Origin of the sequence: Neisseria yangbaofengii (genome assembly GCF_014898075.1) — a bacterium.
GTDB classification, from domain to species: domain Bacteria; phylum Pseudomonadota; class Gammaproteobacteria; order Burkholderiales; family Neisseriaceae; genus Neisseria; species Neisseria yangbaofengii.
Genome location: NZ_CP062976.1, coordinates 2,620,402 through 2,645,607, shown reverse-complemented (window position 1 = coordinate 2,645,607; position 25,206 = coordinate 2,620,402). Strand labels below are relative to the sequence as shown.

Genomic DNA, 25,206 nt, shown 5'->3' with positions numbered 1-25,206 from the left:
TCGGCAGCTTTATCCGACTTCATCGCGCCGCTTGCGTATATCGCCGCCCTTGTCTTACGTTTTAATAAATGTTAAATCCAACACATTCCGCCCATCCGAATAAACGAAGTCACTATATTGATTGACAAAAGCCTGAAATTGGGGTGTAATCCACGGTTTAGTTCTACCGATTTTTTAGGAAAAGACATGAAACGCACTTATCAACCTTCCGTTACCAAACGCAAACGCACCCACGGTTTCTTGGTTCGCTCCAAAACCCGCGGTGGTCGCGCAGTATTGGCCGCACGTCGTGCCAAAGGCCGCAAACGCTTGGCCGTGTAATCTTGAATTACGGCTTGGGCAAGCAGTATCGCTTATTAAAAACGGATGATTATTCATCCGTTTTTGCGTTGAGAAACCGCAAAAGCCGCGGTTTACTGCATGTTTCGCAATCCGGTGACAACGGCTTGGGCCATGCGCGCTTAGGTTTGGTGGTCAGCAAAAAAACCGCCAAACGCGCCAATAAACGCAATTACATGAAACGTGTGATTCGCGATTGGTTCCGCCGCCACCGCGACCAACTGCCGCCGCATGATTATGTGGTGCAGGTGCGCTGCTTGTTTACGCGGGACAACGCGCCCGAAGCCCGCGATCAGCTCGCCCAACTTATGATGCGGAAACACCGATGAAATCGCCTTTGGCTAAAATGATGCTGCTGCTGATTCGGTTTTACCAATATGCCATCAGCCCGCTTATTCCGCCGCGCTGCCGCTTCACGCCGACTTGTTCGCAATATGCCGTAGAAGCCGTTCAGAAACATGGGGCTCTTAAAGGTGGCCTGCTGGCGTTGAAACGCATCGCCCGCTGCCACCCTTTCGGCGGCTCCGGCCACGATCCCGTGCCTTAAAATTGCCATTAAGCGGGATTCTCTTTCTTTTATTCTGCTTCCCGTTTTACTGCTCACTATATAGATGCCGTCTGAAAATATGGGAATGCCTTCATACCCGTCTTCATGGGAATCATCGCTTATCGGCATGATTTCCTTTTATTTCTCAGTGATTTCTATATAATGCCGTCTGAAGCAATATTCGGCACTTTATTTACCTATCCAGCAATTCCAGGAATTTCTTATGGATTTCAAAAGACTTATGGCATTTTTTGCCATCGCCTTGTTGATTTTGACGGGCTGGGAAAAACTCTTCCCATCACCAAAACCGACACCGGCACAACAACAAACCGCCCGGCAGCAACAGCAGGCGGCCGTTGCCCAAAATGAAGCCGCACTCACCGCCGCCGCACCGATTACCGTGACCACCGATACCGTGAAAGCCGTGATCGATGAAAAAAGCGGGGATTTGCGCCGCCTGGCTTTGTTAAAATACCAAGCCACCGGTGACGAAAGCAAAAACTTCGTTTTGTTTAACGACAGCAAAGAATACACTTACGTTGCCCAATCCGAATTACTGGATGCGCAAGGCAATAATGTCTTAAAAGGCGTGAACTTTACCGCCGCACAAAAAGACTACGCGCTCGACGGCGACAAAGTCGAAGTACGCTTGAGCGCCCCGGAAACCAACGGCCTAAAAATCGATAAAATATACACCTTCACCAAAGGCAGCTACTTGGTGAACGTGCGCTTTGATGTGGCCAACAGCGCCGCCCATCCGGTCAATCTGTCGGCCAACTATAATGTCGTGCGCGACAACAGCAAACCGGAAGGCCAAGGCTACTTCACCCATTCTTACGTCGGCCCGGCAGTGTACACCCCTGAAGACGACTTCCAAAAAGTCGATTTTTCCGACTTGGATGACGATGCTAAATCCGGCAGAAACGAAGCCGAATATGCCCGTCAAACCAAAACCGGCTGGCTGGGTATGATTGAGCATCACTTCATGGCCGCTTGGATTCTGCAGCCGAAAGACGGCCAAACCGTCTGCGCCCAAGGCGACTGCAAAATCGACCTGAAACGCCGCAACGACAATCTTTACAGCGCCGGCGTGAGCGTGCCGTTAACCGCCATTCCGGCCAACGGCAACAGCCAAGCCGTGATGAACCTGTATGCCGGCCCGCAAACCACCGATACTTTGGTACAAGTAGCCGACAACCTGCAATTAGCCAAAGACTACGGCAAAGTGCATTGGTTTGCCTCACCACTGTTCTGGCTGTTGAACGAATTGCACGATTTGATCGGCAACTGGGGCTGGGCGATTGTTGCCTTGACCATCATCGTCAAAACCGTGCTGTATCCGCTGACCAACGCTTCTTACCGCTCGATGGCGAAAATGCGCGCCGTTGCACCTAAGCTGCAAGCGATTAAAGACAAATACGGCGACGACCGTATGGCACAGCAACAAGCCATGATGCAGATGTATAAAGACGAGAAAATCAACCCGCTGGGCGGCTGTTTGCCTATGCTGTTGCAAATTCCTGTGTTCATCGGTTTGTACTGGGCATTGTTCGCTTCGGTAGAATTGCGCCAAGCACCTTGGCTGGGCTGGATTCAAGACTTGAGCCGCCCTGACCCGTGGTTTATCCTGCCACTGATTATGGCCGCGACCATGTTCGTCCAAACCTATCTGAACCCGCCGCCAACCGACCCTATGCAGGCGAAAATGATGAAAATTATGCCGTTGATTTTCTCGGCAATGTTCTTCTTCTTCCCTGCGGGCTTGGTGCTGTACTGGGTAGTCAACAACTTGTTGACCATCGCCCAACAATGGTACATCAACAAAAGCATTGAAAAACAACGAGCCCAAGGCGAAGTGGTTTCTTAATGCGAAATAAAACGAAGGCCGTCTGAAAATGATTTTTCAGACGGCCTTTTTGTATGATTCAACCGACGGCACATGGTGATTAAAACATCAATTCTTCCGGAAAATTTGCCACAATTTTACGCTTCTTATAGCAAACAAACTTATTTATCGATACACATCTGAAACAGACAATCCACATCCATAATTCGCAGCCGATTCCTAACACCTTTAATCCAAGCCCACTTTTTCTCTATCTGATTCAGATCAGGGCTATAGGGCGGAAGCCATAACACAGTATGGCCTTTCTCCTTCAGAAGTGCTAAAGCATTCCCCTTATGAAACGTCGCATTATCCATCACCACCACACTGTTTTGCGGTAGCTCCGGAATCAAAATCCGCTCCACCCAAGCGTCAAATATTCGGCGGTCAATACTGCAATCAAACAACCCGACGGCAAACAGTTTGCCGTGAAATAACGCCCCAATAGCATTGGTCTGATGATGTCCCTGCCAATCATGGAGCGCATAACAGCGCCGGCTTTTTGGCGCATAAGCGTAAGGCCGGTAACAGGATGTTCTGAATCCGCTCTCGTCTAAATAAACAACCGGACGGTTACGGCGGATGTAGCGGTGCAGTAACTTCAGGAAGTTTTTTCTGAGCCCTCTGTTGGCTTTCGGGTGGCGGTTGGTCTTTTTTTGTAGCTGATGTTGTATCGCTTTAATGCTTTGTGTATGGCAGTATGGGAACAGCCAAAGCGTTGCGCTCTTTCATAGCAATAGGCATCGGGATAACGCTCAACATCTTCGAGCAGTGCTTGGACGCTGATTTTGCGGGTTTTCCGTTGCTTTGGAGGGGCTTGAGGAGCCGGAGGGCGTCTCCAAAGTGTGATGGTGGAGATGGCGATGCCGAATTCTTTTGCGGCTCTGCGAATCGTCCATCCTTGACGGAGTTTTTTGAGTACGAGTTGTTTGAAGTCTTCTGAATAGGCCATGGTGGAATTGTATCGAAGATTATGTTTATTTGCTATACTGCACTTTACCTGCGTGACATACTGCTCTTCACCGTTCACCGGCCTGTTCACCGCAACCCCGTAGACCGTTTCATGACGCGGCGACAATCTATCCATCGACGAAAACGGCGTATATTGGTAATCACCGTTTTGCAGCACCAAATTCGCCCACAAATCACGACCGATACCACCCCAACGCGGTAACGGCCAATCGCTTCCTGCCGGTCGTTTTCAAACGCCAATTCCGCATGCTTGGGTTTACCGAACTGATAACGGAATTTTCCATCCTGTTCGGTCACACGCACCTGCTACCCTCGCATTGATGCAAAAGAAAATTATAGTGGATTCACTTTAAAATAGGACAAGGCGGGTGAGCCGAAGACAGTATAGATAATACGGCTAGGCGAACCAACGCCGTACTATTTTAAAGTGGATTCACTATAAATGCTCAAGGAATAGGCAAATGAAGCGCAGCCCAGCAGCAGGATACGCAAATAATTTCTTGTTCTCATCAAGCATTCCTTTTGCCATTTCAGATCGTCATGACAGGCCGTCTGAAAGCGGCACAACCTATACAAACTTTCAGACAGCCCGTCCCGCATGCAACACAAATATCGTCGGCCGTTTTTTCAAATTCGGTAATTCACCCATTTTTTTCCAACCGGCTACCGTTTTGCTGATGATGGTTTGTGTCGACAGTGTTAAATCGCAAGCAATACACAGGCGCGTTTCGGTGTGCAGATTATCCAGCGCGTCCGCCAGCAAAACATCGTTTCGGTATGGAGTTTCGATGAAGAGTTGAGTTTCATTTTGGCTGCGGCTGCGTTTTTCTAAGGCTTTTAAGGCTTCGATGCGCCCGCCTTTTTCAGACGGCAGATAGCCTTTAAAAGCAAAGCTCTGCCCATTTGCACCCGAAGCCATCAAGGCCAGCAATAAGCTGGACGGTCCAATTAACGGCCGCACTTCAAAGCCGTGCTGATGCACCAATGCCACCAAATCCGCCCCCGGATCCGCCACCGCCGGACAACCGGCTTCACTGACAATACCCATGCTGCGGCCTTCTTGTAAGGGCTTGAGCAACTCGGGCAGGGCTTTCAAATCGGTGTGTTCGTTGAGTGTTTGCAGATTCAGCTCACGGATGGGTGCGGTCACGCCCAAGTGTTTCAAATGCGTGCGGGCAGTTTTCTCGGCTTCCACGACAAAATCGGTCAAGCCGATAATCTGCGCTTGCTCGTGCGGCAGCAAACACGGTGTATCCGGTGCGCCTAAAGGGGTAGGAATCAGGTATAAAACGGGGGGCATGATTTACTTTCTATTCAAATAGGCCGTCTGAACCTTTCAGACGGCTTCATCACCTTTTCAGACGGCCTTACAACACTTCCACGCCTTCATTGTTTAAAAAATCAATCAGGCGGAAAATCGGCAGGCCGATAAGCGCATTGGGATCGGTGCTGTCGATTTTGGCCAACAAAACTGCGCCCAAACCTTCACTTTTGGCCGCACCGGCGCAATACACGGCATCAGGCTCGCGCTCAAGATAACGGCGGATTTGTACGTCAGTTAATTCGCGCATGGTGACGGCAGTGTGGTCAACATGCTGCTGCATACGACCGGAAACGGTGTTCAAAAGCACGATTGCGCTGTAAAATTCTATGCGTTTCCCGCTGAGTTCGGCCAGCATTTGTTGTGCATTCGCCACGTTCATCGGCTTGCCTAATTGACGCTGATTGCACCATGCCACTTGGTCGGCACCGATAATCAGTGCGTTCGGAAATCGGGATTCCAACGAGCGTGCTTTGCCTGCTGCCAAACGCAAGGCGGTGCTTTGGGCGTGTTCTCCTTTAATCGGTGTTTCATCAAAATCCGGCGAAACCGTCTGAAAAGCCAAACCCAAACGCGCCAGTTGCTCGCGGCGAAATACCGAACCCGACCCTAAAATTAATGGCAGTTTTTCACTCATTTTTTCTTAAAAATATTGACGTTAGACTGCCGAAATTATATCATACCCCGTTTATGTTAGACCCTAATTTGATTGACCCAGAAGTTTTCGCCGCCGAAAAGCAGAATCTGCAAGGCAGTTTCCTGCTCAATGAGTTGGACGAACGTGTTTGGTCGCACGAATATCCGGCTGACAAGCAAACCAAAGTTTCGTTTACGCTGCAAGGCGGACGCGACCGCTTGCAGCGACTGTTTCTTGATTTGACGGTGCGCGCCGATATGCCGCTGCTTTGCCAGCGTTGCGTGAAGCCTATGCCGTTCAAACTCAACGAAACCAGCCGCATTGTTTTGTTTGCCGATGACAAGCATTTGGATGATGCCATGCTGTCCGATGAGGAATTGGAAGGTATGCTGATAACCAAATCGCTTGATGTGCGAGAATTGGTTGAAGACCAAATCCTGATGGCTTTACCGTTTTCACCGCGTCACGAAGACTGCAACAATGTTTCGCTGGAACACGTCAATCAGGACAAACCCAACCCTTTCGCTGTTTTAAAAGACTTGAAAAACAGCTAATTAGGACACAGTATTATTTATCTAGGAGCTTGAAATGGCCGTTCAACAAAACAAAAAATCCCCTTCAAAACGCGGTATGCACCGTTCACACGATGCGCTGACTGCACCTGCTCTGTCTGTTGACAGCAACACCGGTGAAGTACACCGCCCACACCACATTTCACCTAACGGCATGTACCGTGGTCGCAAAGTGGTTAAAGCCAAAGTCGAATAATTTATTCGACTAACTGAAAAAGCCAGAATATTGCCCTGCAATGCTGGCTTTTTTACGTTACATCTCTGATATGAATGAACGGCAGCAAGCACATAAAAACCAAACCGCCGCTCATTCGTTACATTTTCTCAATCGGGACGTTAAAATGACTCAGAAAATCTGGTACACATACGATGATATTCATCGTGTGATCAAAGGCTTGGCTGAAAAAATCCAAAATTCCGGCGTTAAATACGATGCCATGATTGCCATCGGCGGCGGCGGCTTTATCCCTGCCCGAATGTTGCGCTGCTTTTTGGAAATCCCGATTTACGCCGTCACCACTGCCTATTACGACAGTGACAACGAAGGTCAGGTAACCGAAGAAGTAAAAAAAGTGCAATGGCTCGATCCTTTGCCGGAAGCCTTAAAAGGCAAAAACGTGTTGGTCGTTGACGAAGTGGACGACAGCCGCGTGACCATGGAATTTTGCCTGACCGAACTGATGAAAGAAAATTTTGGCAGCATCGGCGTAGCCGTATTACACGAAAAAATCAAAGCGAAAGTCGGCAAACTGCCGGAAAATATCCCTTATTTCAGCGGCATTACCGTAGAAGACTGGTGGATCAACTACCCATGGGATGCAATCGACATCGACGGGCATAACGAATTAGCCGCACAAAGCCGCAGTTGATATTTCGATGGATTGCTGCCAAATACAATCGTATCAAGCAGCGCAACCCTTCCTTAAGAAATGTCGCCTATTCACGGCATTTCTGTTTTCAGACGGCCTGAACATTCAATCAGGCCGTCTGAAACACAAAACGGAGAACAACATGATTACATTAGCCGTAGATGCCATGGGCGGTGACGCCGGCTTAACGGTTACCGTGCCGGGTGCCATTGCTTTTCTGAAAAAGCAGCCCAACGTGCACTTAATGATGGTCGGCGATGAAGCCGCCCTTCAGCAAGCATTAAAATCCGCCAATGCCCCGATGGATCGCATCAGCATCATTGCGGCCAGCCAAGTGGTTGAAATGGACGAAGCGCCGCAATTGGCACTGAAAAACAAAAAAGATTCGTCTATGCGCGTGGCCATCAATCAAGTGAAAGAAGGCAACGCGCAAGCTGCCGTATCCGCCGGCAATACCGGTGCCCTGATGGCGACTGCCCGCTTTGTGCTCAAAACCATTCCGGGCATCGAGCGCCCTGCCATAGCCAAATTCATGCCTTCCAGCAATGCCAACCATTTCACAATGATGCTGGACTTGGGCGCCAACGTGGATTGCAGTGCCGATCAGCTCACCCAGTTTGCCGTGATTGGCAGCGAATTAGTCCAGGCGATGTATCCGGAAAAAGGCCGGCCGCGCGTCGGTTTGCTCAATGTCGGCACGGAAGACATCAAAGGTACGGAAACAGTCAAGCAAACCTTCAAGCTGCTCAAAAACAGCAAATTGAATTTTATCGGCAACGTCGAAGGCAACGGAGTATTCAACGATCAAGTAGATGTGGTCGTGGCCGATGGCTTTGTCGGCAACATCATGCTGAAAACCATTGAAGGCGCAGTGAAATTCATGAGCGGTGAAATAAAGCATGAATTTAACCGCAATCTGTTTAACAAACTGGCTGCCGTTACCGCCCTGCCTGCACTCAAAGGCATGAAAGCCAAGCTCGATCCGCGTAAATTCAACGGCGCGATTTTCTTAGGCTTGCGCGGCGTGGTCATCAAAAGCCACGGTGGCACCGATGAAATCGGCTTTATGTATGCGCTGGAAGAAGCCTATCACGAAGCCAAATCTGCCGGCTTAGCCAAAATCGAACAAGGCGTGGCCGAACAATTGGCTGCTTTGGAAGAAGTACGCGAACAAGAAGCCTTGGATAGCGGTGCCTCCCATATCAGCACCCCTTAATCGGCAAATTATCTTTAAATTCAGACGGCATGAATGTGCCTCATCAGAATTTAAAGCACAGATCTCCAAAATCATCCTGTACAAAAGGCCGTCCGAAACCCAACATTCAGACGGCCTGAGACTTTTGCAAAACCGCGGATTTGAGCCCAGTTCGAAGTGGGCGCAGCGCAGAAAGCGCAGACATATCACAAAGATAGGCAAGTTCTCGGGCAGTGCATAACGAAGAAATGTGCCAAAGATGGGGGATTTAGCAAAAGCCCCGGTCTTAAAATGATTAGTCATCTTAATTAAAAGAATTTACCTAATCCTTTATTAAAGCAATGGTTTTTTGTTACAAAAATCCTGATTTTTCGCTTACAATACGGCAATCTGTTCCAATCATTTCAAAGGGCTTTTCATTATGCAATATGCCAAAATTTTAGGCACCGGCAGCTATCTTCCCGCCAACCGCGTCAGCAACGATGATTTGGCGAAAAAAGTGGATACTTCCGACGAGTGGATTACCACGCGCACCGGTATTAAATTCCGTCATATTGCAGCCGACAACGAAAAAACCAGCGACTTGGCGGTACAAGCCGCACAACGCGCACTGGAATCGGCCAAGCTTGCCGCCGACGATATTGATTTAATCATTGTCGCCACCACTACACCCGACATGCAGTTTCCCTCAACCGCCACCATCGTGCAGCAAAAACTCGGCATCACCAATTGCTGCCCTGCTTTTGACGTACAAGCCGTGTGCGCGGGTTTCATGTATGCCTTAACCATAGCCAACACCTACATCAAAAGCGGCATGGCCAAAAACGTGTTGGTCATCGGTGCAGAAATCTTCAGCCGTATTCTTGATTGGAACGACCGCACCACTTGCGTACTGTTCGGCGATGGTGCCGGCGCAGTCGTTTTGGGCGCGTCAGACGAGCCCGGCATTATCCACAGCAAATTAAAAGCCGATGGTAATTATCTGGATTTATTGAATGTGCCGGTGCAAATCGCCAACGGCCGAATCTGCGGCACACCTTACCTGAAAATGGACGGCCCGGGCGTATTCAAATTCGCCGTGAAAATGCTGTCGCAAGTGGCTGATGATGTCATTACCGAAGCCGGCTACGAACAAGACCAAATCGACTGGTTAGTACCGCATCAGGCCAATAAACGCATTATTGACGCCACCGCCAAACACTTGGGCTTGAATACTGATAAAGTCATCCTCACCGTGCAAGATCACGGCAACACTTCCGCCGCATCAATTCCATTGGCTCTAGACCATGGCATCCGCAACGGCCGAATCCAACGCGGTCATAACCTGCTGCTCGAAGGCATCGGCGGCGGTTTCGCATGGGGGGCGGTATTGGTGAAATACTGATATCCGCTCAACTATCCGCAGTACAAAATACCGTTATGCACAACTTGCAACGCAATGCAAGAAAATTAGCATAAACGGTATTTTTTATGCAACCGGAGTGCACATTTTTATAATAAATCAGTATAATCGACCGCTTATAACTTTTTACATCCAACAACCGATTTTAGATAATAAAAATGACTCAAGAAAAATACTACGGGACAATTCTTCATTGGTTCAACGACATGCAACGCGGCACCATCATGACCGACATCGGACAGCGCATCTTTGCAGACGGCCTATCATTGGCCGCAGGTTATCTTACGCCGCAAACGGGCGACCGCGTATGCTTCAACCTTGACCATAGCCAGCACAAACCTTCCGCCCAAAACATCACCCTTACCGAGCGCGCAACGCCTGTTGCACAAAAAACCATCATTACCATTGCCGACTGGGATTTTATGCAAAACGGCGGCTTCGGCAGGCAAGAAGGCAACCCGTCACCGATTTTCATCTTGGGCCAATTTCTAGCCGACCAAAGCCGCGTGCCCGAAATCGGCGATCAGTTCGAAGGAAATTTATTCCAACACGAAAACGGCCAATGGATGATGGCTGATGCCACCTTTTTACCTCCGCCGGAAGCAGAATCGCAATTTCAGACGGCCTCAACCGAAGCTGCAACAGATACAGCGGTTTTGCCTACCGAGCAACCGCGTATTGTTGAAAGCATTTACAAGCTTTATAAAGCACCCGAAACCTTGGCCGTCCTTCCGGTAAATCAAGTATTAAGCGGTGAAATTACCTCATGGGATGATGCCAAAGGCTACGGCTTTATCCGCTATGGCAGCGAGGCGCAAACCGTGTTCTTCCACATCAGCGGCTTCCACTACGCCACCGCTCGCCCGAAAATCGGTCAAAGCGTCAGCTTTTATTGCAAACCGACGGTTAAAGAAGAACGCCAAAAAGCGGCCAAAGTGGTTTTGCGCGGCGATGAAGCTTTCCTGTATGATGACTTCCCTTCAGATTACAACCACCCAAAACTTTACAGCGCCAATATGCCGAAATTTTTAATCAACAGCCTGATTGCCGTCGCGTTTATCGTGTGCGTGGCATCCGTTTCCGAGATATTGGCCGGACTGTATTTTGCCGTCAGCGTCGTGTCTTACCTGATGTATAAATTTGACAAACAAATCGCGCAAACTTCAAAAAAGAAAAAACAAGCATATCAAGGCAGAATTCCCGAAAAAAACCTGCATATTCTTGATGCTCTTGGCGGCTGGCCCGGTGCCTTGGTTTCGCGCGCCGTTTACAATCACAAAACCAGCAAAATCAGTTTTATCCGCATTTTTTGGCTGACCGTAACAATAAATATTGCCATAACCTATGCCCTACTGATACATTACGCAGATAATCCTCTTCTCTCATTATTAAGATTAAGAAATTAAAGGAATATCATGTCTTTTGCATTTTTCTTTCCCGGCCAAGGCTCGCAAAGTTTAGGAATGATGAACGGCTTTAGCGAACAAACCGTCGTTAAAGCCGCTTTCGATGAAGCCTCTGCCGCATTGGGCCAAGATTTGTGGGCGATGATTAACGGGGAAGATGCCGGGTTGATTGGCCAAACCGTTAACACTCAGCCAATTATGCTGGCTGCCGGAGTGGCCACCTACCGCGCCCATTTAGAAGCCGGCGGCAAAGCACCGGTCGTGGTTGCCGGTCACAGCTTGGGCGAATACACCGCATTGGTTGCCGCCGGTGCATTAGGCTTTGCCGATGCTGTGAAACTGGTTCGCCTGCGTGCAGAATTAATGCAATCGGCCGTGCCGCAAGGCGTAGGCGCTATGGCAGCAATTTTGGGCTTAGAAGACGAACAAGTCAAAGCCATCTGCGCGGCTGCCGAACAAGGCGAAGTAGCCGAAGCCGTTAACTTCAATTCACCCGGCCAAGTGGTCATCGCCGGCAATGCCGCCGCCGTAGAACGTGCCATGACTGCCGCTAAAGAAGCCGGCGCCAAACGCACCCTGCCGCTGCCAGTGTCTGTACCTTCACATTGCAGCCTAATGAAACCTGCTGCCGAGAAATTGGCCGAAGCCTTGAAAACAGCCGACATCAAGCAACCGAAAATCCGTGTAATTCACAACGCCGATGTGGCCGCTTACGACGAACCCGAAGCCATTAAAGATGCACTGGTTCGCCAACTCTACAGCCCTGTGCGCTGGACGGAAACTGTCAATGCCTTAGTTAACGAAGGCATCACCGAATCTGCCGAATGCGGTCCGGGCAAAGTATTGGCAGGCCTGGCCAAACGCATCAACAAAGAAGCCGTATGCAGCGCGTTGGTTTCTAGCGATAGCGTTAAGGCTTTTGTTGAAGCGCATTGATTTAATTTCATCTCATGGCAGAATGTTCAGACGGCCGGGAAACGGGAGTAGGCCGTCTGAAATGTCTATAAACTTTCAACATTATGACAAAAAGATGAATAATAAAACCATTATCTTAGCCATTCCACATATATACGGATTTGATCAGTATTTGGAAAAAAATCTGCGTTTCCACGGCTTCGATGTGATTAACCTTTGTTATGATGATAGAGATTCTTATTATCCTAATCTAACTAGCAGAATTTACGGCACTTATCAAAAAGTCATCAAAAAAGATCTTAATTACAAAAAACGAATGAAATATCTTCGCTACTCTGATGACATTCAAAAAAAGCTATCCGCATTAAAGGGAAAAAAAGCCGATTACGCCTTGTGTATCCGTGCCAATATTTATCCTAAAGAAATTATCCACACCATCCGGCAACACAGTAACATCTGCATCAATTACCAATGGGATGGCATCGATCGTTTTCCGGATATTTTTGAATATTTGGATTATTTTGATCACTGCTGGGTTTTCGATCCCAACGACGCCGTACGTTATCCGCAATACGGCTTTAAACCGACAACCAATTTTTTCTTTGATATTCCGGTTGAAACATGCCCGCCGAATGACCAATTGTATTTTTTGGGTGGCTATGAATCACGCCGGGAAAAACGTACCAAACTGTTCATCGAAGAAGCGCGCCGCCATCATTTTCCTTTAGATTTCCATATCTATTGTAAAGATGATCGAGCCAGAACTGCTTTTGGTTCAGACGGCATCACTTATCTTAATCGTGATACTGTCCTAACTTTTGAACAAAATATGCATAATGCAGCTTGCTGTAAAGCCATTGTCGACTTTGCCCAGTTTGATTATTACGGCTTATCATTCCGCGTTTTTGATGCACTACGTTTCGATAAAAAATTAATTACCACCAATCAAACCATCTTAAATGCCGACTTCTATCACGAAGACAATATTTTTGTTTGGGACAGCAATCATTTAAATGATTTAAATGACTTTTTAGCCCGTCCTTACCGACCTATCCCGCCTGAAATCAAGCAGCAATATGCATTGAAAAACTGGCTTTACCGCCTGTTAGGAATCATGGAATCATGAACCGGAAGCCAACTATTTTACTCGGGATGCCAACCGACAACCTGATTTATCAAACCATAGAAACCGCATTAAAACATCATGGATTTCAGGTGGTCAGCGCCATTCAGCCTGGCCGGGATTTCCATTATCCGTCTTGTCTTAGCCGCCTGAAAATAAAATTTCAGCAAGTCGTTCTGCATGACGGACATGCAAAAGATAAATTAAAGTCCAAAATACTGCTCAAGCATGTCGAAAAAGAAATCACTCGATATGGCGGTGTAGATTATGCCTTATTTATTCGAGGCGATATTTACACAGAAGATTTTCTGCAAACCATCAAACGCCACGTTCGTCATAAGATGATTAATTATCAATGGGACGGATTAAGCCGCTTCTCAAAAATCCACCAATATATCGGATTATTTGATAAATTTTACGTTTTTGACCCTGCAGATTTAATTAACCGACCCGGTCTATTACCGGCAACAAATTTCTATTTTGACCATATCCCGACAATCTCTGCCAACCCCAAGCATGATTTATATTTTGTCGGTTTACACTACCCTAACCGCGTTGAAGAAATCGGCACCTTCGCCAAGGCTGCTGAAAAATTAGGCTTGAGCTTAGATTTTCATATCGGCAGTTTGGATATTCCCCCCGATATTTTGTCTAAACAATACCCTGATAATATTCAAACTTTCCAGGGAATCAGAAGTTTTGCAGACAATCTGAACGCCACTCAAACACAAGCTAGAGTTCTTACCGACTTTAAAACTCCCGCTCACAACGGACTATCCTTCCGACCATTTGAAGCTTTAGGCTACCGCAAGAAACTGATTACCACCAATACCGACATCACCCGATACGATTTTTATCATCCTGATAACATCTTCGTGTGGCAAGGCAACAATTTAGACGGATTAAAAACATTCATGGATAAGCCTTATCATGAAATGCCGTCTGAAATTTATGAGAAATACAGCTTCGGCAACTGGATACGCTATATTTTAGATATTCATCCGCATCACCCGATTGATTTGCCGAAATAAAAATAAATACCCCATCTTTTCAGATGGCATACAGTCTTGCAAAATTAGATTAAAAAGCCTATTTATGCTATAAAGGCCGTCTGAAACTTCATTTTACGCAACGAAAGGATTCTGAATGAGTAATCAAGATTTAAGCGGCAAAATCGCCTTGGTCACCGGCGCATCGCGCGGTATCGGTGCGGCGATTGCCGATACATTAGCCGCTGCGGGCGCCATCGTGATTGGCACCGCTACCAGCGACAGCGGTGCCGCAGCGATTAGCGGGCGTTTGGCACAATGGAACGGTCAAGGCCATGTTCTGAATTCTGCCGAACCGGAAAGCATTGAAACATTGATTGCCGGGATTGAAAAAGAATTCGGCAAACTGGATATTTTGGTCAACAATGCCGGCATCACGCGCGATAACCTGTTGATGCGCATGAAAGAAGAAGAATGGGACGACATCATGCAAGTCAACCTAAAATCTGTTTTCCGCGCCTCTAAAGCCGTGTTGCGCGGCATGATGAAGCAACGCAGCGGCCGCATCATCAATATCACTTCCGTTGTGGGCGTGATGGGTAATGCCGGTCAAACCAACTATGCCGCTGCCAAAGCAGGCTTAATCGGTTTTGCCAAATCGATGGCACGCGAAGTCGGCAGCCGCGGCATAACCGTCAACTGCGTGGCACCCGGCTTTATCGATACTGACATGACCCGCGTCCTGCCGGAAGAAACCCGCAAAATGTTTGAAGCGCAAACTTCATTGGGTAAATTCGGCGAAGCGCAAGACATCGCCGATGCGGTTTTGTTCTTGGCTTCCAACCAGGCGAAATACATCACCGGCCAAACGCTGCATGTCAACGGCGGCATGTTGATGCCTTGATATTCAAGTAAATTTGAAAGGCCGTCTGAAAAATATTTTTCAGACGGCCTTTTGTCGATAAAACCCTAAATCGTCCCTGTTTTTGCTATAATTTGTCTTTCGCCGTTTGCATAAATCCCCGCCCTGTTTTTGCTAAGATTTTTTCAGACGGCCTTGCTCACTCTTCTATCTATTCATAGCAAAGCCGCCTTTTATGCATGAATTTTCCCTTGCGCATGTCGTCATCGTTCTGCTGGTTTCGGTCATCACCGTTATCTATTGCCGCAAATTCAATATTCCTTCCATGCTCGGCTATCTGTTGGTCGGCTTTATCGCCGGCCCGGGCATGTTCAACCTGATTCCGAAAAGCCACGCCACAGATTATTTGGGTGAAATCGGTATTGTATTTTTGATGTTCAGCATCGGCTTGGAATTTTCGCTGCCGAAACTCAAAGCGATGAAGAAACTGGTGTTCGGCTTGGGCGGCTTGCAAGTTGTCATCAGCATGTTGGCGATTATGGGCATTTTGATGCTGATGGGCACGCCGTTTAACTGGGCGTTTGCCGTCAGCGGCGCATTGGCGATGTCGTCCACCGCGATTGTGAGCCGCATTTTGTCGGAAAAAACCGAATTGGGGCAGCCCCACGGCCAAATGTCGATGGGTGTTTTGCTGATGCAGGATATTGCAGTGGTGCCGCTGATGATTCTGATTCCGGCGCTGGCGGGCGGCAGCGAAGGCAATTTGTGGGCAGAACTGGGCTGGGCAGCCCTGAAAATGATGGTGACGCTCGGTGTGCTGTTCTTTATCGGCAACAAAGTGATGTCGCCTTGGTTCCGCATGGTGGCAAAACGCAAGTCGTCTGAATTGTTCATGATCAACGTATTGCTGGTGACATTGGGCGTGGCCTACCTGACCGAACTGGAAGGTTTGTCACTGGCTTTGGGCGCATTTGTCGCCGGCATGTTGCTGTCGGAAACCGAATACCGCTTCCAAGTGGAAGACGATATCCGCCCGTTCCGCGACATTCTGCTCGGCTTTTTCTTCATCACCGTCGGCATGAAACTGGATATTCAAGCGCTGATTAATAATTGGCAGATGATTTTGGCGTTGCTGGTGATGCTGGTGATGCTGAAATCATTGATTGTGTTCCTGATTGCCTTCCGTATGAAACATCCGGTCGGCGACAGCATGAAGGCTGCGTTGTATTTGGCACAAGGCGGCGAGTTTGGCTTTGTAATGTTGTCGATTTCGAGCAAAATCAACATGGTTTCGCCCGAATTGGAACAAGCCGCTACTGCTGCCGTGTTGTTGTCAATGATCATCGCGCCGTTCTTACTGGGCAGCAGCGATAAAATCATCAACCGCTTCATCAAATCCAACTGGGACATGAAAGCACTGGATTTGCATCATATGCTGGTCGAGACCATGAGCAAATCCGACCATGTTTTGATCATCGGCTTCGGACGGGGTGGTCAAACTGTCGGCCGTATTTTGGCACAGGAAAATATCCCCTACTTCGCGCTGGATTTGGATGTCGAACGGATCCAAGTTGCCCGCAGCGCAGGCGAACCGGTAGCATTCGGCGATGCCAAACGACGCGAAGTGCTGGAAGCAGCAGGACTGGGGCGCGCCAAAATGGTGGTTCTGACGCTCAACAATATGGCCGAAGCCAAACATGTGGTGAACAACATTGTTTCCCTGCATCCTACCATGCCGGTTTATGCACGCGCCATTAACGACGATTACGTCAAAAGCCTGACTGAAATGGGCGTGGAAGAAGCCGTTTCCGACACCAAAGAAACCAGTTTGGCCTTAGCCAGCTATGCCATGTTGGCCAATGGATCACCCTACAGCCATGTTCATCAAACCATTATGAACATCCGCCGCAGCGGCTATGCCTTCTTGGAAGACTTATTCGTCGGCAGTGATGACGAAACCATTTTCTCCGAAGAACACAAACATATCTGCCGCCATGCCTTTGCACTGACCGGTGAAGCCTACGCCATTGACCATCCCGTGTGCGATTTGCCTTTGGCTGATTTAGGCATCAAATTATTGTTTGTCCGCCGCAGTGCCAGCCGTATTGAAGATTTTGACTCGGATTTCACTCTGGCTTCCGGCGACATCTTGGTCGTCGCCGGCCCGCAAGAAAAAATTATTTCTTTTGAAAACTGGAGCTTGCAGGGAGAAGCTTAATTATGCAAAAATAAAACTTGCGCAAGATACCGTTTTTTGATTTAATAGTGTCTTCGCAGTTTTGCGTCAATGGGTGATTAGCTCAGTTGGTAGAGCGTCTGCCTTACAAGCAGAATGTCGGCGGTTCGACTCCGTCATCACCCACCAAGTTTCCTGCAGTTGTGGCAACACAATTGCTTGCGCGGTGGTAGCTCAGTTGGTTAGAGTACCGGCCTGTCACGCCGGGGGTCGCGGGTTCGAGCCCCGTCCGCCGCGCCAAATCTTTATAGATATTGGGGTTACCAATATCTTTTCGGGTGATTAGCTCAGTTGGTAGAGCGTCTGCCTTACAAGCAGAATGTCGGCGGTTCGACTCCGTCATCACCCACCAAGTTTCCTGCAGTTGTAGCAACACAATTACTATTACTTGCGCGGTGGTAGCTCAGTTGGTTAGAGTACCGGCCTGTCACGCCGGGGGTCGCGGGTTCGAGCCCCGTCCGCCGCGCCAAAATCAGAAAGCACCGTCATTCGGTGCTTTTCTTAATACGGGTGATTAGCTCAGTTGGTAGAGCGTCTGCCTTACAAGCAGAATGTCGGCGGTTCGACTCCGTCATCACCCACCAAAATCAAAAAGCCTTATGCAATACATAAGGCTTTTTTCATGCTTATCGTTTCAGATGCCCTTCTCAAATATTGAGACAATCAATACAACGGCATTATCTATACTCAGTGTGAAACGAACTTACCGGATAATTCAAAACACTCCACTCATTAAAAATGCCGTCTGAACCTTTTTTCAGACGGCATTTCAAATTATCTTCAAATAATCGGCTTTATTCTAACACCACTTCCACACGGCGCGCTTCCGCATTATTGCCGCTGCCTTCGGTATCCGCAGGTTTACGCAATTCAATTTGCTCTTCTGCTACACCGAAGCCCATCAAGGCTTTTTTCACTGCCAAGGCACGGTCTTTAGACAATTGCTCGTTAAACGCCTGGTTACCGGTCGAATCATGAAAACCGGATACCACTGCTTTTTGACCGTTTTTCACACCGGCCAATACATCTTTCAACGCTTCTTCCGCACCGGCAGCCAAATCAGATTTGCCGGTTGCAAAGTAAAATTTCACGATACCGTTTTCCACAAATACTGCTGCCGCGTCATCAGCAAGATTATGTGCCAGCCCTGCAACAGCATGGTCATGCGCAGCCATTTCGGTTTGGCCATAATTCGGCGAACCTTCGATTTTACCGGTTTCCCAACCCCAAACAGAAAAGAACAAGGTCACTACCGTTGCCAAGGCCGCCGCACCGCCGGCGATCCATAAACCCAGACGTTGTTCTTTGTGATCATCATTATCCGACATCTTCTATTTCCTCTTTTAAGTTAAACCATTAAAAAGCATTCGGCTGCCATTATACCTAAAAAGCCGTATTCGTAACGCAACTTCTTTTATCTTAAAAATGCTGCTGTCGCCAACAATCGCAGTAATCATACAAGGCCGTCTGAAAAATCCGCGGATAACGACGAACAAAACTATTCAAAACCTCATCAAAACAGTAAAATAACGCCTTTCGATTATCAGAATCACAAAAGCCATGCTGACTTTCCAACAAATCATCTTCAAATTGCAAACCTTCTGGGCCGATAAAGGCTGCACCTTAATCCAACCTTTCGACATGGAAGTCGGCGCCGGCACCAGCCACCCTGCCACCTGCCTGCGCGCACTCGGCCCCGAGCCTTGGTATGCCGCCTATGTGCAACCGAGCCGCCGCCCGAAAGACGGCCGCTACGGCAACAACCCCAACCGCCTGCAACACTACTACCAATTCCAAGTCGCCCTAAAACCGGCACCGGCCGATATTCAAGATTTGTATCTCGACTCATTACGCGAACTGGGCATCGATCCGAAAGTACACGACATCCGCTTTGTTGAAGACGACTGGGAAAACCCGACCTTGGGCGCATGGGGCTTGGGCTGGGAAGTATGGCTCAACGGCATGGAAGTTACCCAGTTTACCTATTTCCAACAAGTCGGCGGCATTGACTGTTCGCCGGTTTTGGGCGAAATCACCTACGGTATCGAACGCTTGGCGATGTATCTACAAGGCGTAGAAAATGTGTATGACTTGGTTTGGTCACACACTCCCGACGGCCAAGCGGTAACTTATGGTGATGTGTACCGTCAAAACGAAGTCGAACAATCTACCTACAACTTCGAATACAGCGATGCCGAATGGCTGCTGCGCCAATTTAACGACTACGAAGCCCAAGCCAAACGCCTGCTGGACATCGACGACATCAGCCTTGCCCTGCCTGCTTACGAATTGGTGTTGAAAGCCGGTCATACCTTTAACCTGCTTGATGCACGTGGAGCCATTTCTGTTACCGAGCGCGCCACCTACATCGGCCGTATCCGCACCTTGAGCCGCACCGTGGCACAAAAATTCGTGGCAAGCCGTGAGCAACTGGGCTTTCCATTGATTAAAAACGAAGCAGCATAACAATTTCAGACGGCCTTAACCCAATCATAAAGGCCGTCTGAAAATAAATTATTAATATGAATTTGAAATTAACCAGTACCATGACAGATGGTTGAGCCTTAAAATTTATATTCATATAACTTTGGGATTAACGTTTCCTATCATGGAATTACATCTAATACAACCAACTCTCAATTAAACAAAAGCGTAAAAAATACAAATGCATGTAAATATTTTGCAATCGTAAAACCGTAGGCACGTGTAACCCCATCTAGAAACCCAAGGTTGCTTTAAAGCAGCCACTATAAAAGTACTACTATGATTGAAAAACTGACCTTCGGCTTATTTACCAAAGAGGATTCACATAATTTCATGCGTCTGATGAAATATGTCTATCCCTATAAAATGCGAATTTTCTTCGGATTACTCGCTATCACAGGCGTAGCATTTACTGAAAGTTATTTAGCAGCATTTATTGCGCCTCTAGTCAATCAAGGCTTCGCACCACCACAATCCCCTCCGATGTTCCAGACAAGCGGGCAGTGGTACGATAATTTGCTCCACTTAAAAAATCAAATTAATTATGCTATTTGGGGTACAGAAAACAAAGTTTGGGCAGTACCTGTATTCTTCATTTTCCTAATTGTGGTACGCGGTATCTGTCGTTTTGCCAGTTCCTATTTACTGTCATGGGTAGGTGCTGTAGCCACTTATTCACTAAGGCAAGATTTATTTACCAAAATGCTGCTGCTCTCTTCGAAAGACCAACAGGAAGCACAATCGGGAACGATCTCAAACCGCTTTGTTATGCAAGCAGTTGCAGTGATGAATAATGCCAGTAATGTATTCATAACGCTTACACGCGATACTTTGATTGTAATTGGCCTTATTTGCGTATTGCTTTACCTAAACTGGCAGCTTAGCTTAGTAGTCCTGTTAATGTTTCCGGTATTATCTTGGCTTTCTCGCTACTATCGTGACCGTCTGAAAGATATTCAGTTTGGTGCGCAGGCTGGCATTGCTCATATGATTAATGTAGTAAATGAAACACACTTAGGCCACCGAGTAGTAAAAATGTTTGGTGGTTATGGAGAAGCCCAAAAACGCTTTGCATTCGTCAATGACAAAATCCTGCGCGTAACCAAAAAAATCACCCATGCCTCCGCAGCACGTTCGCCTATTAGCGAACTCATTGCCTCACTAGCCTTGGCAGTCGTGATTTTTATTGCTCTTTGGCAAAGTCAGAGTGGTGTTACTACCATCGGTGAATTTATGGCTTTTATTGTAGCCATGCTGCAAATGGTTAGTCCGATTAAGAATCTTTCAAACATCAGCATTCCTATGCAAGCAATGTTTTTGGCTGCAGATGATATCTGTCAATTTCTTGACACTAAAAATGAGCCTGACAATGGCAAGTTAGTAGCCAATCGTGCGTATGGTAGCCTGAAATTTGAAAATATCACTGTCCAATATGGCGACCAATCCAGACCTGCATTAGATAACTTCAATCTGAATATTCGTCCAGGTGAAAAAGTAGCCTTTGTTGGCCGTTCAGGTAGCGGAAAAACTACTGCTGTTAATCTATTGCCGCGTTTCGTTACCCCTAAATCAGGTAAAATTCTGCTTGATGGTACTGACATTGAGGACTATACCCTCGAAAGCTTACGCAGCCAGTTTGCACTGGTTTCACAAGACGTATTTCTATTTGACGATACCCTATACAACAACATTCTTTACAGCCGTCCAAATGCAACTGAGAAAGAAGTAGAAAATTCTTTAAAAGCCGCCAACTTATGGGACTTTGTACAACAAAACCCACAAGGCTGGAATATGCCTATTGGCAGTAACGGTAATCAATTATCAGGAGGGCAGCGTCAGCGAGTCTCTATCGCACGCGCCATCTTAAAAGATGCGCCGATTTTGCTTTTAGATGAAGCCACCAGCGCACTGGACAATGAATCTGAACGCCTTGTCCAACAAGCTCTTGAAAATCTTATGCACGGTCGCACGAGCATCATTGTTGCTCATCGCTTAACCACCATCGAACAAGCTGATCGCATTATTGTGATGGATGACGGACATATTATTGAGCAAGGTAACCACAACGAATTGATGGCCAAAGGTGGCTATTATGCAGCATTAAGCCATATGCCTAAAATCAATGAATAAACTTTCATAAAGCTTGTTTCCGATTTGACCCATCTCAAATGACACATAGGTTTTCATAATGAAACAAAGCGGTACACCACTTGTTACGGTGATGATTCCCTATTACAACTGTGGGAAATACATTGCAGAAACGCTTGAATCAGTCGATAGTCAACATTATCCAAACTTGGAAATCGTTGTTGTTGATGACGGTTCCAATACTACGGAAGCAACACAGCTTGATAATATCCTAAAAAACTATCCGCATATTCATTTGATACGTCAAGACAATAAAGGCTTATCTGCTGCCCGCAATGCTGCTTCTCGGATTGCAAAGGGTTCTTACTACCTGTTTCTCGACGCAGATGATCTAATACTGCCTGATTACATTTCCGAATGTGTAGCGGTATTAGAAGGTAGGCCTGATTGTAAGCTGGTATATCCTCAAACCGAATTTTTCGATGCTCAAACAGGCCTATGGAAATTACCTCCTTATAAAAATCTGAAAAAACTACTAGAAGGCAATCATATACCTGCTATTGCCCTACATCGTGCTGAAGATTTCCACAGGCTTGGTGGATTTGATGAAAACTTAAAATCTCACGAAGATTGGGATCTATGGATAAGGATGCTTGAATACGGCGGAGAAGCACACCAAATAGATCGTATCTTATTTCGTTACCGTCGCCGACAAGACCAATCTTCCCTTAGCAACCACTTGATTAACCAAACGGAAGCTGTAAAAGCAAGTTGGCAAGATGTATATATTAAGCACGGCTGTCTTTTCAACAAACACGGACTTGGTTATTACGATTTGATACACGACCTAAGAAAACAATCGAAACAATCTCTCCTGAAAAAACTGATAAACTGCCTAAAAGGCAAACAAAACTGATTAACTGTATTATTTTAACGAGAATAAGGACAGAAAATGTCATCTCCTACATTGACAAAAAAAACGTTACCTCCAGCTACTATAATTATGACCTTCCACGGTGAAGGTGTCTATGCTCACAAAAGTCTACTTGGCTTCCAGCGCATCCGTAACTATTCGGCTACTCAAGGAAACCATGTTAATTTGATCTGCATTCTTGATTGCGCCGAAGAATTTACTGCTCAAACTGTAAAAAATTATCTTCATGGCCACGGTAGTAGCCATGACCTAATTATTGAAACCAACAATGCTTCACTATCCGCCTCACGTAATATCGGCATAGATCATACCCAAACAGAATACGTCGGTTTTTTGGATGGTGATGATTTTTTTAGTGCTAACTGGGTACAAGAATCTGTAAACCTACAGCTCCGTAGTGATAAAGCCGTATTATGTATGCCCGGCCACGTGTTAAGTTTTGGTAAACATACTGGTATTCAGACCATAGTTCCCAGCCGCGAAATTCCTGAAGCACAAATGATGAACAACCATTATTGGGTATCTTCTTCATTCAGTCGTACTGATTTATACCGTCAAATTCCATATAACGAAACAATTGGTAAAAAAACTAAATTTTCATTTGAGGATTGGGATTTCAATTTACGTTGCATTGCGGCTGGCGTCGAAATTCGCCCAGTAGAACAAACCTACCTGTTTTACCGTCGACGCGAAAATTCAATGTTACAGGAACATCTCCAATTCAACTCTATGATTCCGCCATCTGAATTTTTCAAAAAAGTCAACTTATGAGCTTAATACCATTTGAAGTCTGCATATTCTCTTTTAAATGACTTATTTAACCAACTAAATTTCTATTTATAAACGCGAATAAAAAATGAAAAAAAACTTATTCAAATCTATGATTAAATCTACCGTGCGTGCGCTCTGGAAAACTATTTTCAAACCGTTGGTTAAGAATTTTCCTGATACACCACTTAAACAACGGCTAATTCGTGCAGGTGGTAAAATTGAACGTCGGGAATGGTGGCCAAAACCACCTAAAAACAAGCATCAGGAACATCATGGTCATAATCTCAATTCTTTCCTGATTGAAGAATTACGTGATTTAGGATCTATTGAGCCTGCACTACAACCAAGCCGCGACTTTCTTAACCAATTATCACAAAACACTCACCGCCCTTGGCCGAATCTAGAAAATAACAGTTATGGAGAAGCCTATGGACTACTTATGCGACATCTCCAAATTTTAGATTACGATGTAGTTTTTCTTGCACCTTGGCTAAAACGTGGTGGCGCAGACCTCGGCTTACTGCACCACATTAATGCACAACACGAAAAAGGTATGAAAGTTTTACTGATCACTACCGAAAATACAGAATCAACATGGATTGATCGCTTACCCGCCTCAACAGTCCATCTGAATTTTTACGAGTTTGCTTCTAAGCTCAACCTTTATAAATCTGAAGAACTGCTGGCTCGCCTATTATTACAAATACCTGCTCAAAGTATTCATAATATCAACTGTGCACTAGGCTGGGGAGTGTTCAAAAGATATGGCCACCAATTAAAATCTATGAATAAGAAACTGTTTGCCAGCGTTTTTTGTGAAGACGAATATGAGCCAAATATTTATTTCGGTTATGCCCACTATCTTCCTGAAACTTTTCGTGTGATGACAGGTATATTCTGTGATACAAAATGGTATCCCGAAGAACAAAACAAACTTACCGGCCTAGGTGCTCTAATGAAAACTGTATACTTCCCATTTTTGGGAAAACTCCACCCGTATGCCGGATCATCCTTGTCTAAAGCACCAATTTTATGGGCCAGTCGCATCGCCAAACAAAAACGCCCTGAGCTACTATATCAAATTGCAAAGGCCATGCCTGAGCAGGAGTTCCATGTTTACGGTGAATCTGAGCGTGTTTGTCGAAAAGAATTAGAGCAATTACAGGCACTTGAAAATGTAAAATACTTTGGCAAATATGACTCATTCGCCCAGATTACAAGTACGCAACAATATGCCGCTTTCCTCTATACCTCACAATACGACGGTCTACCCAACGTATTGATTGAAGCCATTGCTAACGGCCTACCGGTTATTTCTTACAATGTGGGTGGCATTAGTGAGTTAATTCATGAACATACGCTGCTTTCCGACAACGACTGCTTTGAAACTAACCTGCGCCGTATTAAGCAAATATTGACAGACAAAACTCTACTGCAACAGACTTGGCAACACAGCCACGATATTCTGGCAAACCGCCACAGTTGGAACAGTTTTGTCAACACATTGGAAAACATTGATGACTATTTCCCACCACTATCAAGAGCCGATTATCAACGTTGCTACACCGATTTCCGCATTTTATCGAGACCGCAAACATATTGATTCCGATTCTATAATTGAACAGACCGCCTGCAATCCATGGCCGTAAGAACAGAAAG

At 46.6% G+C, this 25,206-nt stretch carries 25 protein-coding genes and 5 tRNA genes; 25 read left to right on the top strand and 5 right to left on the bottom strand.

What is annotated here, in order from left to right; genetic code table 11:
- Positions 1-186 precede the first annotated feature (186 nt).
- The 4 genes from rpmH to yidC all read left to right on the top strand — a co-directional run bounded on the left by rpmH (position 187) and on the right by yidC (position 2,753).
- The gene (rpmH, locus tag H4O27_RS12855; RefSeq protein WP_002214728.1) at positions 187-321 is read left to right on the top strand and encodes a 50S ribosomal protein L34; all 135 of its coding nucleotides are present in this window, start codon (positions 187-189) and stop codon (positions 319-321) included.
- 2 nt (positions 322-323) lie between these two features.
- Positions 324-668 (top strand): ribonuclease P protein component, encoded by a 345-nt coding sequence (rnpA, locus tag H4O27_RS12850; protein ID WP_165010367.1) that lies wholly within the window; start codon positions 324-326, stop codon positions 666-668.
- Positions 665-886, top strand: a complete 222-nt coding sequence (gene yidD, locus H4O27_RS12845) for a membrane protein insertion efficiency factor YidD (RefSeq protein WP_165010369.1) — start codon at positions 665-667, stop codon at positions 884-886. The genes rnpA and yidD overlap by 4 nt, the downstream gene beginning before the upstream one ends.
- Before the next feature lie 223 nt (positions 887-1,109).
- Positions 1,110-2,753, top strand: a complete 1,644-nt coding sequence (gene yidC / locus H4O27_RS12840) for a membrane protein insertase YidC (RefSeq protein ID WP_165010371.1) — start codon at positions 1,110-1,112, stop codon at positions 2,751-2,753.
- A 140-nt stretch (positions 2,754-2,893) separates the two neighbouring features.
- Here yidC and H4O27_RS13650 read toward each other — a convergent pair whose 3' ends face one another.
- The 4 genes from H4O27_RS13650 to H4O27_RS12820 all read right to left on the bottom strand — a co-directional run bounded on the left by H4O27_RS13650 (position 2,894) and on the right by H4O27_RS12820 (position 5,701).
- Positions 2,894-3,445, bottom strand: coding sequence for an IS630 family transposase (locus H4O27_RS13650; RefSeq protein ID WP_226883537.1), 552 nt, complete (start codon positions 3,443-3,445; stop codon positions 2,894-2,896).
- Complete coding sequence (locus H4O27_RS12830) at positions 3,373-3,723, bottom strand: IS630 transposase-related protein (RefSeq protein ID WP_193004237.1); 351 nt, start codon at positions 3,721-3,723, stop codon at positions 3,373-3,375. The genes H4O27_RS13650 and H4O27_RS12830 overlap by 73 nt, the downstream gene beginning before the upstream one ends.
- Positions 3,724-4,323: 600 nt before the next feature.
- Entirely contained in the window at positions 4,324-5,043 is a 720-nt protein-coding gene (locus tag H4O27_RS12825; RefSeq protein ID WP_165009145.1) for an SAM-dependent methyltransferase, read from the bottom strand.
- Between the two features lie 67 nt (positions 5,044-5,110).
- Complete coding sequence (locus H4O27_RS12820; protein ID WP_165009143.1) at positions 5,111-5,701, bottom strand: Maf family protein; 591 nt, start codon at positions 5,699-5,701, stop codon at positions 5,111-5,113.
- Positions 5,702-5,754: 53 nt separating this feature from the next.
- Here H4O27_RS12820 and H4O27_RS12815 point away from each other — a divergent pair, with 53 nt between their 5' ends.
- From H4O27_RS12815 to H4O27_RS12740, 16 genes are all read left to right on the top strand, one after another.
- Positions 5,755-6,255, top strand: a complete 501-nt coding sequence (locus H4O27_RS12815) for a YceD family protein (protein ID WP_165009142.1) — start codon at positions 5,755-5,757, stop codon at positions 6,253-6,255.
- Between the two features lie 34 nt (positions 6,256-6,289).
- Complete coding sequence (gene rpmF, locus H4O27_RS12810; RefSeq protein WP_165009140.1) at positions 6,290-6,469, top strand: 50S ribosomal protein L32; 180 nt, start codon at positions 6,290-6,292, stop codon at positions 6,467-6,469.
- Between the two features lie 145 nt (positions 6,470-6,614).
- Entirely contained in the window at positions 6,615-7,142 is a 528-nt protein-coding gene (locus H4O27_RS12805) for a phosphoribosyltransferase (protein ID WP_165009138.1), read from the top strand.
- Between the two features lie 142 nt (positions 7,143-7,284).
- Positions 7,285-8,358 carry a phosphate acyltransferase PlsX gene (plsX, locus tag H4O27_RS12800; RefSeq protein ID WP_165009136.1) on the top strand — a complete coding sequence of 358 codons (1,074 nt, stop codon included), beginning with the start codon at positions 7,285-7,287 and terminating at the stop codon, positions 8,356-8,358.
- Positions 8,359-8,758: 400 nt separating this feature from the next.
- Complete coding sequence (locus H4O27_RS12795; RefSeq protein ID WP_165009134.1) at positions 8,759-9,721, top strand: beta-ketoacyl-ACP synthase III; 963 nt, start codon at positions 8,759-8,761, stop codon at positions 9,719-9,721.
- Positions 9,722-9,897: 176 nt separating this feature from the next.
- On the top strand, positions 9,898-11,145 hold the full coding sequence (locus H4O27_RS12790) for a DUF1294 domain-containing protein (RefSeq protein WP_165009132.1): 1,248 nt from the start codon (positions 9,898-9,900) through the stop codon (positions 11,143-11,145).
- Between the two features lie 9 nt (positions 11,146-11,154).
- Positions 11,155-12,081 (top strand): ACP S-malonyltransferase, encoded by a 927-nt coding sequence (gene fabD, locus H4O27_RS12785; RefSeq protein ID WP_165009130.1) that lies wholly within the window; start codon positions 11,155-11,157, stop codon positions 12,079-12,081.
- Positions 12,082-12,175: 94 nt separating this feature from the next.
- Complete coding sequence (locus H4O27_RS12780; protein WP_165009128.1) at positions 12,176-13,186, top strand: WaaS/CpsH family glycosyltransferase; 1,011 nt, start codon at positions 12,176-12,178, stop codon at positions 13,184-13,186.
- Positions 13,183-14,214 carry a WaaS/CpsH family glycosyltransferase gene (locus H4O27_RS12775; RefSeq protein WP_165009126.1) on the top strand — a complete coding sequence of 344 codons (1,032 nt, stop codon included), beginning with the start codon at positions 13,183-13,185 and terminating at the stop codon, positions 14,212-14,214. The genes H4O27_RS12780 and H4O27_RS12775 overlap by 4 nt, the downstream gene beginning before the upstream one ends.
- A gap of 115 nt (positions 14,215-14,329) precedes the next feature.
- A complete protein-coding gene (fabG, locus tag H4O27_RS12770; RefSeq protein ID WP_165009124.1) occupies positions 14,330-15,076 on the top strand; it encodes a 3-oxoacyl-ACP reductase FabG in 747 nt (248 codons plus the stop codon).
- Between the two features lie 193 nt (positions 15,077-15,269).
- On the top strand, positions 15,270-17,252 hold the full coding sequence (locus H4O27_RS12765; RefSeq protein WP_165009122.1) for a cation:proton antiporter: 1,983 nt from the start codon (positions 15,270-15,272) through the stop codon (positions 17,250-17,252).
- Between the two features lie 71 nt (positions 17,253-17,323).
- A tRNA-Val gene (locus H4O27_RS12760) sits at positions 17,324-17,399 on the top strand.
- Between the two features lie 34 nt (positions 17,400-17,433).
- Positions 17,434-17,510 (top strand) — tRNA-Asp (locus tag H4O27_RS12755).
- Positions 17,511-17,546: 36 nt separating this feature from the next.
- Positions 17,547-17,622 (top strand) — tRNA-Val (locus H4O27_RS12750).
- Between the two features lie 40 nt (positions 17,623-17,662).
- Positions 17,663-17,739, top strand: a tRNA-Asp gene (locus tag H4O27_RS12745).
- A gap of 39 nt (positions 17,740-17,778) precedes the next feature.
- Positions 17,779-17,854: transfer RNA gene (locus tag H4O27_RS12740), tRNA-Val, on the top strand.
- A gap of 210 nt (positions 17,855-18,064) precedes the next feature.
- On the opposite strand, the gene H4O27_RS12735 is transcribed toward H4O27_RS12740, so the two are convergent.
- Positions 18,065-18,598: an OmpA family protein gene (locus H4O27_RS12735; RefSeq protein WP_165009120.1), complete on the bottom strand. Its 534-nt coding sequence runs from the start codon at positions 18,596-18,598 to the stop codon at positions 18,065-18,067.
- A 232-nt stretch (positions 18,599-18,830) separates the two neighbouring features.
- On the opposite strand from H4O27_RS12735, the gene glyQ reads away from it, so the two are divergent.
- The 5 genes from glyQ (at position 18,831) to H4O27_RS12710 (ending at position 25,150) form a co-directional block, all read left to right on the top strand.
- Positions 18,831-19,736 (top strand): glycine--tRNA ligase subunit alpha, encoded by a 906-nt coding sequence (glyQ, locus tag H4O27_RS12730; protein WP_165009119.1) that lies wholly within the window; start codon positions 18,831-18,833, stop codon positions 19,734-19,736.
- A 297-nt stretch (positions 19,737-20,033) separates the two neighbouring features.
- Positions 20,034-21,884 carry a lipid A export permease/ATP-binding protein MsbA gene (gene msbA, locus H4O27_RS12725; RefSeq protein WP_165009117.1) on the top strand — a complete coding sequence of 617 codons (1,851 nt, stop codon included), beginning with the start codon at positions 20,034-20,036 and terminating at the stop codon, positions 21,882-21,884.
- Between the two features lie 58 nt (positions 21,885-21,942).
- Positions 21,943-22,758, top strand: a complete 816-nt coding sequence (locus H4O27_RS12720; RefSeq protein WP_165009115.1) for a glycosyltransferase family 2 protein — start codon at positions 21,943-21,945, stop codon at positions 22,756-22,758.
- 36 nt (positions 22,759-22,794) lie between these two features.
- Positions 22,795-23,547: a glycosyltransferase family 2 protein gene (locus H4O27_RS12715; RefSeq protein WP_165009113.1), complete on the top strand. Its 753-nt coding sequence runs from the start codon at positions 22,795-22,797 to the stop codon at positions 23,545-23,547.
- An 85-nt stretch (positions 23,548-23,632) separates the two neighbouring features.
- On the top strand, positions 23,633-25,150 hold the full coding sequence (locus tag H4O27_RS12710; protein ID WP_165009112.1) for a glycosyltransferase family 4 protein: 1,518 nt from the start codon (positions 23,633-23,635) through the stop codon (positions 25,148-25,150).
- The last annotated feature ends 56 nt before the right edge of the window (positions 25,151-25,206 follow it).

Coding starts and splice junctions, on each gene's coding strand:
- rpmH (WP_002214728.1), top strand. CDS start 187: ATGAAACGCACTTATCAACCTTCCGTTACCAAACGCAAACGCACCCAC.
- yidD (WP_165010369.1), top strand. CDS start 665: ATGAAATCGCCTTTGGCTAAAATGATGCTGCTGCTGATTCGGTTTTAC.
- yidC (WP_165010371.1), top strand. CDS start 1,110: ATGGATTTCAAAAGACTTATGGCATTTTTTGCCATCGCCTTGTTGATT.
- H4O27_RS12830 (WP_193004237.1), bottom strand. CDS start 3,723: ATGGCCTATTCAGAAGACTTCAAACAACTCGTACTCAAAAAACTCCGT.
- H4O27_RS12825 (WP_165009145.1), bottom strand. CDS start 5,043: ATGCCCCCCGTTTTATACCTGATTCCTACCCCTTTAGGCGCACCGGAT.
- H4O27_RS12820 (WP_165009143.1), bottom strand. CDS start 5,701: ATGAGTGAAAAACTGCCATTAATTTTAGGGTCGGGTTCGGTATTTCGC.
- H4O27_RS12815 (WP_165009142.1), top strand. CDS start 5,755: ATGTTAGACCCTAATTTGATTGACCCAGAAGTTTTCGCCGCCGAAAAG.
- rpmF (WP_165009140.1), top strand. CDS start 6,290: ATGGCCGTTCAACAAAACAAAAAATCCCCTTCAAAACGCGGTATGCAC.
- H4O27_RS12805 (WP_165009138.1), top strand. CDS start 6,615: ATGACTCAGAAAATCTGGTACACATACGATGATATTCATCGTGTGATC.
- plsX (WP_165009136.1), top strand. CDS start 7,285: ATGATTACATTAGCCGTAGATGCCATGGGCGGTGACGCCGGCTTAACG.
- H4O27_RS12795 (WP_165009134.1), top strand. CDS start 8,759: ATGCAATATGCCAAAATTTTAGGCACCGGCAGCTATCTTCCCGCCAAC.
- H4O27_RS12790 (WP_165009132.1), top strand. CDS start 9,898: ATGACTCAAGAAAAATACTACGGGACAATTCTTCATTGGTTCAACGAC.
- fabD (WP_165009130.1), top strand. CDS start 11,155: ATGTCTTTTGCATTTTTCTTTCCCGGCCAAGGCTCGCAAAGTTTAGGA.
- H4O27_RS12780 (WP_165009128.1), top strand. CDS start 12,176: ATGAATAATAAAACCATTATCTTAGCCATTCCACATATATACGGATTT.
- H4O27_RS12775 (WP_165009126.1), top strand. CDS start 13,183: ATGAACCGGAAGCCAACTATTTTACTCGGGATGCCAACCGACAACCTG.
- fabG (WP_165009124.1), top strand. CDS start 14,330: ATGAGTAATCAAGATTTAAGCGGCAAAATCGCCTTGGTCACCGGCGCA.
- H4O27_RS12765 (WP_165009122.1), top strand. CDS start 15,270: ATGCATGAATTTTCCCTTGCGCATGTCGTCATCGTTCTGCTGGTTTCG.
- H4O27_RS12735 (WP_165009120.1), bottom strand. CDS start 18,598: ATGTCGGATAATGATGATCACAAAGAACAACGTCTGGGTTTATGGATC.
- glyQ (WP_165009119.1), top strand. CDS start 18,831: ATGCTGACTTTCCAACAAATCATCTTCAAATTGCAAACCTTCTGGGCC.
- msbA (WP_165009117.1), top strand. CDS start 20,034: ATGATTGAAAAACTGACCTTCGGCTTATTTACCAAAGAGGATTCACAT.
- H4O27_RS12720 (WP_165009115.1), top strand. CDS start 21,943: ATGAAACAAAGCGGTACACCACTTGTTACGGTGATGATTCCCTATTAC.
- H4O27_RS12715 (WP_165009113.1), top strand. CDS start 22,795: ATGTCATCTCCTACATTGACAAAAAAAACGTTACCTCCAGCTACTATA.
- H4O27_RS12710 (WP_165009112.1), top strand. CDS start 23,633: ATGAAAAAAAACTTATTCAAATCTATGATTAAATCTACCGTGCGTGCG.